This is a genomic window from Pseudomonadota bacterium, assembly GCA_018823285.1.
In the GTDB taxonomy this organism is placed as follows: Bacteria; Desulfobacterota; Desulfobulbia; order Desulfobulbales; family JAGXFP01; genus JAHJIQ01.
On the sequence record JAHJIQ010000007.1, the window covers coordinates 168,111 to 181,508 of the forward strand.

11 protein-coding genes are annotated in these 13,398 nt (G+C 54.3%); 10 read left to right on the forward strand and 1 reads right to left on the reverse strand.

Annotated features, from left to right (window positions below; translation table 11 throughout):
- Window positions 1-47: 47 nt before the first annotated feature.
- On the reverse strand, window positions 48-728 hold the full coding sequence (gene aat, locus KKG35_02705; protein ID MBU1737024.1) for a leucyl/phenylalanyl-tRNA--protein transferase: 681 nt from the start codon (window positions 726-728) through the stop codon (window positions 48-50).
- A gap of 338 nt (window positions 729-1,066) precedes the next feature.
- Between aat and selA the strand changes: the two genes are divergently transcribed.
- The 10 genes from selA (at window position 1,067) to gspK (ending at window position 13,347) form a co-directional block, all read left to right on the forward strand.
- Window positions 1,067-2,500, forward strand: coding sequence for an L-seryl-tRNA(Sec) selenium transferase (gene selA, locus KKG35_02710; protein MBU1737025.1), 1,434 nt, complete (start codon window positions 1,067-1,069; stop codon window positions 2,498-2,500).
- Window positions 2,500-4,590, forward strand: a complete 2,091-nt coding sequence (locus KKG35_02715; GenBank protein MBU1737026.1) for a tetratricopeptide repeat protein — start codon at window positions 2,500-2,502, stop codon at window positions 4,588-4,590. Before selA ends, KKG35_02715 begins: the two co-directional genes overlap by 1 nt.
- A 13-nt stretch (window positions 4,591-4,603) precedes the next feature.
- Window positions 4,604-5,293, forward strand: a complete 690-nt coding sequence (locus KKG35_02720; GenBank protein MBU1737027.1) for a TIGR00730 family Rossman fold protein — start codon at window positions 4,604-4,606, stop codon at window positions 5,291-5,293.
- 64 nt (window positions 5,294-5,357) lie between these two features.
- Window positions 5,358-6,260 carry a hypothetical protein gene (locus tag KKG35_02725; protein ID MBU1737028.1) on the forward strand — a complete coding sequence of 301 codons (903 nt, stop codon included), beginning with the start codon at window positions 5,358-5,360 and terminating at the stop codon, window positions 6,258-6,260.
- A gap of 71 nt (window positions 6,261-6,331) precedes the next feature.
- Window positions 6,332-8,299, forward strand: coding sequence for a type II secretion system secretin GspD (gene gspD, locus KKG35_02730; protein ID MBU1737029.1), 1,968 nt, complete (start codon window positions 6,332-6,334; stop codon window positions 8,297-8,299).
- A gap of 164 nt (window positions 8,300-8,463) precedes the next feature.
- Window positions 8,464-9,969, forward strand: a complete 1,506-nt coding sequence (gene gspE / locus KKG35_02735) for a type II secretion system ATPase GspE (protein MBU1737030.1) — start codon at window positions 8,464-8,466, stop codon at window positions 9,967-9,969.
- A 154-nt stretch (window positions 9,970-10,123) separates the two neighbouring features.
- On the forward strand, window positions 10,124-11,338 hold the full coding sequence (gene gspF, locus KKG35_02740; GenBank protein MBU1737031.1) for a type II secretion system inner membrane protein GspF: 1,215 nt from the start codon (window positions 10,124-10,126) through the stop codon (window positions 11,336-11,338).
- The gene (gene gspI / locus KKG35_02745; protein ID MBU1737032.1) at window positions 11,338-11,754 is read left to right on the forward strand and encodes a type II secretion system minor pseudopilin GspI; all 417 of its coding nucleotides are present in this window, start codon (window positions 11,338-11,340) and stop codon (window positions 11,752-11,754) included. Before gspF ends, gspI begins: the two co-directional genes overlap by 1 nt.
- A gap of 40 nt (window positions 11,755-11,794) precedes the next feature.
- Window positions 11,795-12,409 carry a type II secretion system minor pseudopilin GspJ gene (gene gspJ / locus KKG35_02750; GenBank protein MBU1737033.1) on the forward strand — a complete coding sequence of 205 codons (615 nt, stop codon included), beginning with the start codon at window positions 11,795-11,797 and terminating at the stop codon, window positions 12,407-12,409.
- Complete coding sequence (gene gspK, locus KKG35_02755; protein ID MBU1737034.1) at window positions 12,406-13,347, forward strand: type II secretion system minor pseudopilin GspK; 942 nt, start codon at window positions 12,406-12,408, stop codon at window positions 13,345-13,347. Before gspJ ends, gspK begins: the two co-directional genes overlap by 4 nt.
- Window positions 13,348-13,398 lie beyond the last annotated feature (51 nt).

Genomic DNA, 13,398 nt, shown 5'->3' on the forward strand with positions numbered 1-13,398 from the left:
TTTGTTTTGGATATGCTCTGCTTTAAAATTTATCTATCAGGAATGAATCAGGTATGGGAACGAAGTGTTTTTGGCTGATCAATATGCCTGGCAAGGATTTTCCGAAAGGTGTTGCCGCTGATCTCCCTTGCGCCCATCCGGATCAGATGTTCGGTCCTGACCTGGCAGTCGATGCAATCAAAGCCGCAGGATTTTAGTTTACCTACAAGGGCTGCGAGGGCGATTTTTGAACTGTCCCGTTCCAGGCTGAACATCGATTCCCCGAAAAAAACTTTTCCCAGGGCAACCCCGTAAAGACCGCCGACGAGAATATCGTTTTTCCAGCATTCGACCGAATGGGCATAACCAAGTTCGTGGAGTCTGGTGTAGGCTTCGATCATCTCCTCGTCAAGCCAGGTGCCGGCGGGGCCTGAGTTTCGCTTTGCTTCCGCGCAGCTTCTGATCACGGTTTTAAAATCCCGGTCAAAGGTAATGGTGAAAATTCCCTGGCGGATGGTTCTGGACAGTCTGCGGGAGATTTTGAGTTCGTCGGGAAAGAGAACGAGGCGCGGGTCCGGCGCCCACCAGAGGATGGGTTCCCCCGGGCTGTACCAGGGGAAAATTCCGAGGCTGTAGGCCAGCAGCAATCGTTCGGGAGACAGGTCTCCGCCGAGGGCAAGAAGCCCGTCTTCCCGGGCCAGTTGCGGAGGGGGAAAGGCGATATTCTGGTCTAATTGGAAAACCGGCATGGAGCTAAATTTACACTACTGAGTACTTCTTGGCACTCTGGAACATATGGTTGAGCAGTCTCAATGTCGATTGACAATTGAATCGGAGGTCGTCTATACAGTCGGTTTTGATACCCTTCATTATAAGTAACTTTATAAGTAACTTTGAGTCGGGTGAGAAATTTGCCGTGAGTGCACCAGCAACTTGTTGTATTCCTTATTCACGCATGATTTCCGGAAGATTATCAGATGAACCCGGAATTGACATATTCATACGAAAACGGTAAGGTTTTCAAATGGTTATGGACAGAATCGTATAATCCGGGCCGCAGGTGTCCGTCACAATAATCGGATCGGTGATGACAGAAAAAACTGACAACAAGAAAAAGGTGCCGGCAGCAGTCCAGAAGCTGTTGCGTGCCATCCCGAAGGTGGATGATTTCCTCGGGATACTTGAAGGGAAAGGGCTGGAGATTGGGCGACAGGCCAAGAGCGTGGTCCGGGAGGTGCTGGAGGAGTGCCGGGAGGCAATCCTTTCGGGCGAGCCGGTAGACGCAAAAGACCTTGCGCCGGAAAAGCTGGAACACCTCTTCCGGAAGAAACTGGCTGAGAAAAACTCGCCGAATTTCAGGGGGGTGATCAATGCGACCGGGGTGGTTATTCATACCAATCTGGGCAGGTCTGTGCTCCCGGAAGAGGCCATGGCTCGGATCCATCTGGTCGGCGGCGGTTATTCCAATCTTGAATTCGATCTTGAAACCGGCCGCCGGGGCAGCAGGTACAGCCTCGTGGAAGGGCTGCTCTGCGAACTGACCGGTGCGGAAGCGGGTCTGGTGGTCAATAATAATGCGGCAGCGGTGCTCCTGGCCCTCGACACCCTGGCCAAGGGCCGGGAGGTGGTCGTTTCCCGCGGCCAGCTGGTGGAGATCGGCGGCTCGTTCCGGATTCCCGATGTGATGGCCAGGAGCGGTGCGAAGATGATCGAGGTCGGGGCCACCAACCGGACGCATCTCCGTGATTTTGAATCTGCTATTTCTGAAGAGACCGCATTGCTCTTGAAGGTCCATACCAGCAACTATCGGGTGATCGGTTTTTCCTCGGAGGTTTCACTTCCGGAAATGGTTGAACTTGGACGGCAGCGCACCATTCCGGTAATGGAGGACCTTGGCAGTGGTTGTCTGATAGATCTCTCCCGGTTCGGATTGTTGAAAGAGCCAACGGTCAGTGAAGTGGTCTCTTCGGGAGTGGACGTGGTCACCTTCAGCGGCGACAAACTCCTCGGTGGTCCCCAGGCGGGCATTATCCTCGGCAAGCGGGAGATCATCGAAAAGATCAAGAAGAATCCGATGAACCGGGCGCTCAGGATCGACAAGTTCACTCTGGCCGGCCTGGAGGCGGTATTGCGGCTTTATTTTGATGAGGAAAAGGCTTTGACGTCAATTCCGACTCTGGCCATGCTGAGCATGAGCCGTGAGACGATAGCCGCCAAGGCGAACCGGTTGTCCAGGCGGATAAAGAAGCAGCTGCGCGGAAAGTGCATGGTTTCAAACGTTCGGACCGATTCCAGGGTTGGCGGCGGAGCATTGCCGGAGCAGGATCTGCCGACGGTTGCGGTGGCCCTGGAGCCTGAAGTCTTCTCGGTCAACGAACTTGAGGAGCGGTTGCGGAAAAGTGAGGAGCCGGTGATCGGCCGGATCGAGAGTGATCGGTTCCTCCTGGACATGCGCACTGTGCCCGCCGAGCGGATTCCTCGCCTGGCTTCAATTTTACTCCACGTGTTTGGAGCCGATTGATGAGCTCCCCTTATCACTGGGTTGATCCGGTTCTGACCGAAGAAGACCTCACAACCTATCGGGCGGCATTTGCCGATGGGGTGAACAGTCTGATTCCGTGTCGGAGAGTTGATCTTGTTCCCTGGAGCTTGTCCGCAAAATCCGGTGGCGAGCTGCCTCCGGAATGGGAGGCCGGGCTGAAACTGGTCTGGAAAAAAGGCAAACCCGTTGTCGATAACGAGGTCCCGATGATGTTTCTGCCCGTCTGGTCCGGTAATGCGCCTTACGCGACAGCGATTCTGACGGGCGGGGAACAGTCGCTTTATGAGAGATACTCGGTCAAGGCATTACTGGAATACAGCGGCCTGATCAGCGAAAATTTTCTCGAAATTAAGGTGAACGGCACCGACCCGCTTACCGGCCTTTTGAACAGTGTGCTTTTCCGGCGGGGGCTCTCTTCTCTGGTGAATAGGGCAGGAGATGCGATTCTGGTCCTCCTTGAGATTTATCCCAGGCACCGGGATGCCGCCCAGGGATTGGCTTTTCTGCAGAGGGTCGCCGGATCGATCAGGTCCATGGCCGGCAGTTCGGTGCCGATTTACCATCTCGGAAACGGGACCTTCGCCATGTTCTGGCGGGACATCGATCTCGGCAAGGCGAGAGACATGGCCGATGTGGTGCTGCATCGTTTTCAGCTTGATGGAATCCCCAAATGTCACATCGGGATGATCCAGGTCAGAGACTACTCAGCCGTTGGCGCGGAGAAGGTTTTTGATCTGGCCTGGAGCGCCGTGGTGAAGGCGAGGCAGCGCGGTTCTTTATCCCGCTTCACCTACTGCAGCCAGGCCGAACTCGACAAGCATCCTTTCCGTCCGCTCATGGTGAAAACCGCCAACGTCTTTAAATCACTGTGGCGCGGGCTTGAGCAATTTTCCGTCGTCGCCCTGTCCACTGAAGCGGACGAGGGGATAAAGGTCATAACCGACTTTCTGAAGAAGATGAGTGGTGATGATTTTGTTTTTGTCGGGCTCGACACCAGGTCGATCTTTTTACTGTACAAAGATATCCGCGGTCCATCCGCTCTGGATAAGGTTAAGTTGTTGCAGGAAAAGGTGCAACGTGACCACGGCGTGACATGTTCTGCCGGGGTCGCGGATTTTCCCTGTCTGGACCATAAACGGGGGGAGATTCCGGTCAATGCCAGGAAGGCTCTGTATCACTCCTCATATTACGGTCCCGGCAGTGCGGTGCTGCTCGACTCGGTTTCGTTCAACGTCAGCGGCGATGTTTACTACAACGAGGGGGATATCATCGGCGCCATCAGGGATTACGAGATCGGGCTTGCCCTTGATCCGGCAAACATCAATCTTCTGAACAGTATCGGGGTCGCTCATGCACGACTGGACAACCTGAAAGCGGCGACCGGGTATTTCGAGAAGGCGCTGCAGATGAATGACCGGGACTACATGGCTCTCTATAATCTCGGAGCGGCCTGGCTGGCAAACGGGAGGGATGATCTGGCGGCAGGGTATCTTGAAAAAGCCCTTGCCGGCAGTGAAGGGAATTTCGACCTGGCCCTGCAGCTTGCCGGAGTTTATTGCCGGACTGAAGAATATGATAAAGTGGTCGGGCTGCTCGAAAAGGACACCATTGACTCAACCGGAAGCAGGGCCGGGTGGGAGCTCGGCGCGGCGTTTCGCTGTCTCGGTGAGGCGTGGCGGAATCTTGGGGAAAATGGGAAGGCGGTTGAGTGTCTCCAGAAGGCGATCGTCTATAACCCGGCCGATGCCAGGGTGCTCAGCATGCTGGGTGAAGTGTATGATATTGAAGGTCAGGGCGGTGAGCTTGCCCTGGATCTCTGCAGGCAGGCCCTGGAACTTGATGATACCCTGTGGGATAACTGGTATCGATTGGGTCTGGTGAAATATCGTCAGGGGCAATTTGGTGGCGCAATAACCGATCTGCAGAAAAGTTTGCGCCTGAACAGAAAAAACGTCAAGGCGGTCGGGATTCTGGCAGAGATTTATGATTCGATGGGAAAGGAAAGGCTTGCCGGCCGGATGCTGGCCAAAGAGAAAAAGATATCAATAAACACCAGTTATAATCATTAACAAGGAGATCTAGATGCCCAGATGTTTGATCCCGGGGCTGCATGACGAAAATCAGCAGTACAGCCTCGATAATTTCAATGTCGGAGATTCATGGCGGCTGTTCAAGATAATGTCCGAGTTTGTGGACGGATTCGATACCTTGTCTGCACTGAAACATCCGGCAGTATCGGTGTTCGGCTCAGCTCGTACGCCCCCGGATAATCACTACTATCAGCTGACCGTTGAAATCGCCAGCCGCCTTTCCGAAGCGGGTTATCCGATCATAACCGGAGGTGGCCCGGGGATCATGGAGGCGGCCAACATGGGAGCGACCCGGGCAGACGGGGTGTCGATCGGGCTGAATATCACGCTGCCGTTTGAACAGGAGCCAAATCCGTACGCCAATCTGCCCCTGGATTTCAAATACTTTTTTGTCAGGAAGGTCATGTTCATCAAATATGCCATGGCTTTTGTATGTATGCCGGGAGGATTCGGCACTCTGGATGAACTCTTCGAATCCCTGACCCTGATGCAGACCAAACGGATCAAACCCTTCCCGGTTATTCTGGTCGGCAGTCATTTCTGGAGCGGTCTGATCGACTGGATTAAAGAGCAGCTTCTGGAAAAGAACGGGAATATCGACAAGGATGATCTTTTTCTGTTCAACGTGATGGATGACCCTGAAGAGGTTGTCAACTATATCAGGAGAACGGTTATTCTGTAGTGACGATGGACGTGCGGCAGGGTGTTTTCTGCGAGGCAGTAAAATAAAGAGGTTGTCAGAGACAGTGGATTTAATTTTCAGATCAATGCCCGATCCTTCCGGCGGGTTGAAGCTTGCCAGGGGTTTTGCGGCGATTCTCTTACTGGTCATTATTGCCTGGCAGGGTGCCGGATTGATCTGGAAGATTGTGGGTTCTTCCCGCAATGACGGCGAAATTCGTTCGGCGGCTCTGCCGGAGCGAACCGGCAGAGCAACTGCCCTCCGAGGTATTTCCGGGGAAACCGGCTCTTCAGCGGCGGAGCTGCCGCTTTTTGGTGTAAGTACTTCAGCCCGGATATCCAAACCGGGGCCGAGCCATGATGTTCCGCTTACCTCGCTGGCGCTGATTCTGAAGGGGGTGGTGATGGCCGACCCGGTCAGTCGGGCGATGGCGGTTATCGCGGAAAAGAATAAGCCCGACCTTGAGAAACTCTACGGCCCGGGTGAAAAGGTGCCGGGTGATGCTACTGTGGTTGAAATCCTTTTCGATCGGGTGATTCTGCAGCGGGGTGGCGTGCTGGAGACCCTTCTTCTTACGGGGCAGGAGAAAGAGATCCCGTCCGGCAGCCTGAGACCTGCCGGTGGCATCAAGCCGAAAGGCGATGGGGTAAACTGGCAGATCGGCAGGGATTACTGGAACGGCAGGCTTGCTGATATTCCATCCCTGGCCAGAGAAGTCGGAGTTGAAATATACCGGGAAAACAATATCCAGAAAGGGTATCGTCTGGTATCGGCCCGTGGCAGCAAACTTCTGAGGGACCTTGGGCTTGAGCCGGGAGATGTTCTTCACGAAGTGAACGGCGTGCCTCTGAACAGCGTGCATGACGGGCTTGCGGTCTACCAGAAGATGGCCGAAGCCACCGAGGTCAGGATCACCATCAGTCGGAACGGAAAGCGTGAGTCAAGGGTCTACAGAATAGGAAACTGATGCGGCGAAACCGAAGATGGAATGCAGCACACTTCGGCAATGGATCAAAGCACATTAGAGTGGAAAAAATTATGCAAAACAGGTTGAAGATTTTCTCAGCAGGGATCTTTTTGTTCCTGGCAATATTCCTGTCGGTGGGTTCTGTCCACTCTGCAGAAAAGAATACCGCAGGCCGGGTGACCGTTAATTTTCAGGATGTTGAAATCCAGACGGTGATCAACAGTGTCTCCAGAATTACCGGGCGGACATTTATCGTCGATCCGCGAGTCACCGGCAAGGTGACCGTTGTCGCCACCCAGGAGGTGGACGAAGAGGAGATCTATCCGATCTTTCTTTCCGTGCTGCAGATTCATGAATTTGCGGCCATAGAGGAAAACGGCGTGACCAAGATTGTCCCCCTGGCCCGGGTCAAGCACGACTCGGCGGATTTGAGCGAGGGAAATGAAAGCGAGAAGCCGCTCGCGGAAAGCATGGTCACCCGGTTGTACAAATTGAAACATCTCCCGGCGGAGAAACTGGTGTCGATCCTGCGGCCGCTGGTGCCGACCAAGAGTTATCTTGCCGCCCAGATTGAGAGCAACATGCTGATCATCTCGGACCGGGCAGCCAATATCGAAAGGCTGATCAAAATCGTTGAGCGGATCGATCAGGCGAGATCAGGAGAAATTGAAGTTGTGCGTCTTGAGCATGCCGATGCCGGGGATGTGGTCCGGGTGATCGAAGGGCTTGAAGGTGCCGCGCGCAAGGGCGCCCCGCCCGGAGATGATCTGCGGCTGATTGCCGACGAACGAACCAATGCCATTCTCCTGAGCGGTAACGAATTTAATGTGATCAAGGCACGTGCCCTGATTTCTCATCTGGATACGCCGGTGGAAACCGAAGGGGCGACCAGGGTTGTTTTTCTCCGCTATGCCAGGGCAAAAGACCTGCTGCCGATTTTGAAGGGTGTGGAGGAAGGGAAAAAAGAAGGTGAAAAAAATGCCCAGGTGCAAAAGAGAACGGATTTCAATATCCAGGCCGACGAGACGACAAATGCCTTGATCATAACCGCCCAGCCTTCGGTGATGAAGGAGATCCAGTCGGTGATCAACAAGCTCGATATCCGCAGAACCCAGGTCCTGATCGAGGCGATCATTGCCGAAGTGTCGACCGATAAGGGGGCGGAGCTCGGCGTTCAGTGGCGTGCCACCGATGTTACTTCCGCCTCTGATGAAGGGGTTATCGGCGGCACGAATTTCATCGGGGGTGAAGCAGCGCCCGGCGGGATTAATGGGCTGAGTGCAGATGTCGCGGCTTTCGGGGCTCTCTCAGGTTTCAATCTTGGTTACATGAAGGGGACCGTCAATATTCTGGGCTCCGAGATCCTGAATCTTGGCGCTCTGATTTCGGCTCTGGAAAAGGACGGCAATACCAATATTCTTTCAACGCCATCGCTGGTGACACTGGACAACGAGGAGGCCGAGATAACCGTCGGAGACAATGTTCCCTTTGCCACCGGCAGTTATACCTCGACCGGAAACAATAATCCGGAAAACCCTTTTACGACCTATGAGCGGAAAGACGTGGGTATTAAACTCAAAGTGACTCCCCAGATCAATGAGGGGGATTCAGTAAGGCTGGGTATTGAGCAGGAGGTTTCAAATCTTGCGAGTACCGTCTCATCTACCAACATCGGTCTGCAGACAACCAAAACCAGGATGATCAGGACAACGGTGATGGTTGAAGACGGCAAGATTCTTGTCCTGGGAGGGCTGATCTCGGATGACATTCAGGATTCTGTTTTCAGGGTGCCGATTCTTGGCAGAATACCCATTCTGGGCTGGCTGTTCAGTTATAAAAAAAGCAGCCATGAAAAAAAGAATCTGATGGTGTTCCTGCGGCCGACTATTTTAAGGGACAATGATACCGGCAACCGGATCACTTTCGACAAATATGATTATATGCGCAGGCTGCAGCAGGATTTTAATGACAAAGGGGTGTCGCTGCTTCCGGATACCGTGGCCCCGGTGCTGCCGGAAAAAGGGAAAGCCGAGGAATAAGTTATTGAGTGTCTAAAGTTTGAAGTGACCAGAGTGCCTAAAGTTGTGGTCGCTTTACGATCAGATAGAATCTTTAATTTTAGGCACTTCAAACTCTAGCTCACTTTAGGCACTTCTAATTGGTTTCTGCTGATGAAATTCTCATATTTTACCGAGCAACGATCATGACCGGGGAACCCGCTGGAAATATTAAGCTGCCGTACTCTTTCGCCAGACGACACGGTTTGCTGATCACCGAGGTCTCCGGCGAAAGGGCCCGGGTTGTTTACCGACCGGGAGTGGAGCCGCTGATCCTGAACGAGGTGAGACGGTTTGCCGCCGTACCTCTGGAACTTGAGGCAGCGGAGTCTGGCCGGTTCGATGAAATTCTGCAGCGATTTTACGAGAACGACAGTAGCGGCGCCATGCAGATGGCCGGGGATTTTTCAGAGGATCTTGATCTGCAGGCGCTGGCCGAGCAGCTCCCGGAAACCGAAGATCTTCTCGATAGTGAAGATGATGCCCCGATCATCAGGCTTTTAAACGGGATTTTTACCGAAGCGGTCAGGGAAAACGCTTCGGATATCCACATCGAGCCCTTCGAGAGCAGGTTGCAGATCAGGTTCAGGGTAGACGGGGTCCTGCGGGAAGTGCTGCAGCCGTCCCGGATTCTTGCCCCCTTTATCATTTCCAGAATCAAGGTGATGGCCAAACTCGATATTTCCGAGAAAAGGCTGCCCCAGGACGGCCGGATCTCCCTGCTCATTGCCGGCAGGCCGGTGGATGTTCGAGTGTCGACCATCCCCTCTGCAGTTGGGGAAAGGGTTGTCCTCCGGCTGCTCGATAAACAGGCCGGACGTCTGAACCTTGAGCATCTGGGCATGGATCCGGACAGCCTGGCTGCCCTCGACAGGCTGATTCATCAGCCGAATGGCATCGTCCTCGTCACCGGGCCGACCGGGTCGGGGAAAACCACCACCCTTTATGCGGCCCTTTCCAGACTGAACAGGTCGAGCCGCAATATCATGACCGTGGAAGACCCGATCGAGTATAATCTCGACGGTATCGGCCAGACCCAGGTGAATACCCGGGTGGATATGACCTTCGCCCGGGGTCTTCGGGCAATTCTCCGGCAGGACCCGGATGTGGTGATGATCGGTGAGATCAGGGACCGGGAAACAGCCGAGATCGCCGTTCAGGCAAGTCTCACCGGCCATCTTGTTTTCTCGACTCTTCATACCAACACCGCAATCGGCGCGGTAACCAGGCTCAGGGACATGGGGGTCGAGCCCTTTCTGCTTTCTTCCACCCTGAGCGGGGTATTGTCCCAACGTCTGGTGAGGGTGCTGTGTCCCAAATGCCGGATTTCCTATGAGGCGACAGCGGCTGAGGGCAGGCTGCTGGGCTTGAGACCGGAAGAAAAGGTGACGATTTATCGACCGGCCGGCTGTGAGTCATGCAGCGGCCAGGGATTCGACGGACGGACCGGGATCTATGAGCTGGTTGAGATTGATGAGCGACTCAAGGCGATGATCCACGAGAAAGCGGGAGAGCACGAGATGGAAGAGTATGCCCGTCACCGCAATCCAGGTCTCAGGGCCGACGGCATCCGCCGCGTTCTGGCAGGAGAAACCTCCCTTGAAGAAGTTGTCCGGGTCACCAGGGAGGAAGGGACGACGATTGGAATGTAGAATGCAAAATGTAAAATTCAAAATGAAGTGCCGGTAGAAGATAATTTCGGTAATGAATTGCAGGTAACAGGGTGATGGAAAGTAAAATGATTTGCTTTTTATTTTGCATTTTACATTTTGCATTTTGCATATCCGGCGAAGCCGGAGGATACGCATGGCCGCATTTGAATATTCAGCATTAAACGCTCAAGGGCGGCTGGAAAAGGGGGTCCTGTCCGCCGATACCCCGCGGCAGGTGCGACAGGTGCTGCGGGATAAAGGGTTGGCGCCGGTCTCGGTCGAGCCTGTTGCGGGCGGCACAGCGAAAGCGGTGGGGGGACGAATGTTGTCTCGCGGGATGGGGGCCACCGGCCTCGCTCTTTTCACCAGGCAGCTTGCCACCCTTGTCAAATCCGGCTCGGTTCTCGGTGAGGCGCTTGATGTTGTCAACGAACAGTCGGAAAGTGCGAAGGTTAAAAAAGTTGTGACTGCAGTCCGGGCCAAGGTTATGGAAGGGATGTCACTGGCCCGGGCGATGGCTGATTTCCCGCAGGTGTTCCCCGATCTCTACCGGGCTACGGTTGAAGCGGGTGAGCAGTCGGGGCGGCTTGATCAGGTCCTTGAAAGGCTTGCCGAATATACCGAGTTCAAACAGCAGCTGGGCCAGAAAATAGTCCTGGCTATGGCTTATCCGGTGCTCCTGACTTCAGTGGCGGTGCTGGTGGTAATCGGCATGCTTGCCTATGTCGTACCGCAGATCATTACCGTGTTCCGGAATATTGACCAGGAATTGCCCGTGCTCACCCGATTGGTGATCTCGGCGAGTGAGTTTTTCAGTCATTACGGATCGGTATTGCTGGTGATTCTGATCCTGCTGTTGTTCGCGGCCAGAAGTCTCATGCGTTATGGCGGAATCAGAAAAAAGGTCCACGGCGCGATGCTTTCGGTGCCGGTGGTCGGCCGCTTCCTGAAAGCCCTTGATGTGTCGCGCTTCACTCGAACCTTGAGCATGCTGGTGGCGAGCGGGGTTCCGGTTCTTGACGGAATGAAGGTAGGGGCCGGAGTCATGAATAACTGGGTCCTCCGCGATGCGGTCACCGAAGCGGCCAAAGGGGTCCGGGAGGGCAAAAGTGTGAGCCGGGCACTGGCGGCGAGCAAATGCTTTCCGCCGATGGTTATTCACCTGATTGCCAGCGGGGAAGCCTCCGCCGAGCTTGATACGATGCTTTCCCAGGCGGCAGTCAGCCAGGAAAAGGAGGTCGAAATGGTGGCGGGTCTCGCCACCGCTGTATTCGAACCATTGCTGATCCTGGTTATGGGTGGGGTGGTGCTGCTGATTGTTCTCGCCATCCTCCTGCCGATCTTTGAACTGAACCAGCTGGTGCGTTGATGAGCCGCCATGATTTCGGGCAAAGAGGCTTCACCCTGCTTGAGATTCTGGTGGCGCTGGCGGTCTTCAGCATTGTCGCCCTGACCGCGCTGACCAATAACAACGTGATCATCGACAACAGCCGCTATATCGAGGACAAGACCCTGGCCCACTGGGTGGCTATGAACAAGGCTGCGGAGCTGCAGTTAGCCGGCAATTGGGTTAAAAAGGAGGGCGAGAAAGGCGTCGCGGTCATGGCCGGGCGGAGCTGGAACTGGCAGGCGGTGGGGCAGAATACTCCCGATCCGGATATCCAGTTGGTAGAGATAAAAGTTGTCTCTGCCGATGAATCTGGAAACCAGGCAGTGCGGACTGATCTGACCCTGTATCTGGGGAGGCCTGCAGGATACCAGCTCCAGGGAACGCAAGGATCGTGAGGTTCTCAAACCGAGGGTACGCAAAATTTGTAAGTCTCGAATGATGACTAAAAAACACAACCGGGGTTTCACCTTGCTTGAGCTGCTGGTTGCCATGGCGATTTTTTCTCTGATGTCGGTCATGGTATACAGCAGTCTCACATCGATGACTGAAACCCGTGAGCAGCTGCAGAAAAGAACAGAAATCTTTGCCGAACTGCAGACCTTTTTCAGGGTCATCGGCAGGGACCTTACCCAGACAGCGAAAAGACCGGTGCGTGACGGTTTCGGTGATGAACTGCCTGCTGTGAAAAGGATTGTCGGAGAGTCGGCCCTTGAGTTTACCAGAAACGGCTGGCGGAATCCTGCCGGACGGCCGCGGAGCAGCCTGCAGAGGGTCAGGTACAGGTTTGCTGCAGGGCAGCTGATCCGGGAAAGCTGGAACGTTCTCGACCGGGCGGTGGACAGTGAACCGCACGACCGGATTGTACTCAACAAGGTGTTGGATTTCGATGTTACATTCATTGGGCAGCAGGATAAACCGTATAAATCGTGGCCGCCGAACGTGAATGGAACGCCCGTGAATGACGAGCTGCCCAGAGCGGTCAATATCCAGGTGGATGTTGCCGGTTGGGGTCGACTTGACCGGCTTTTTCTGGTCAATAACGGCGCATGAGGGATGAGGGAGTGATCAGGAGCGGCACCAATCAGGAAGGCATTGCTCTTCTTACCGTACTTCTGGCCACTGCCCTGATTGCGCTGCTGGCGGTTGGGTTGACCACGGAACAGAGGATCGGGCTCAGACGAACAGAAAATCTTTTTGAGGGCGACCAGGCAATGCTTCTTGCCAGAGGTATGGAGGAGTGGGGGGTTCAGCTCCTGATCAAGGACCTGCAGGCGTCAAGCAGTGATCATCTGGGAGAAGACTGGGCGGTGGGGCTTCTCCCGGTTCCGGTCGGTGAGGGTATGGTTGTGGGGAGGATTGAAGACCTGCAGGGCAGGATCAATATCAACAATCTGGTCAAGAATGATCAAACGATAGATTCTGTGACCAGTGACCGGTTTGAAAGGTTGTATGATTTATGCGGGATGGATTCCGCCAAGGTTGATGCACTTGCCGACTGGCTTGATTCGAATAGTACCCGGTTGCCTGATGGGGCTGAAGATGATGATTATCTGCTCAACGAGATTCCTTACCGGAGCGGAAATCGGACGATGGTCAGCACCAGCGAACTCCTTCTTGTTGATGGCATTACCAGTGAAGGGTTTCGATGCATGGAGGAAAGTGTTACCGTTTTACCGGTGTGGACCAAAATCAATGTCAATACGGCCGGGGTGATGGTGATTGCCTCAATTGCAGGGATTACTCCGGCCGCAGCTGCGGAAGTGGTGAGGGACAGACCGAAAAACGGGTATAGCACTCCGACCGACTTTCTATCTCATCCGCGAATAGTAGGATCAAGTGTGAGTCCGGGCGACCTGGAGCTGAAGAGTGATTTTTTTCAGTTGACCGGGCAGGCGGTTTATGGTGGCAGTGAGGTGCTTCTGTACAGTGCTCTCGCAAGAGATTCCGGGCGGGTCAGGGTGTTCAGCCATAGTATCGGAGCCTACTGAAAGAATGTATTTACACCCTTCGGGTATATGTTTCGTACGAGCAGACGAGCT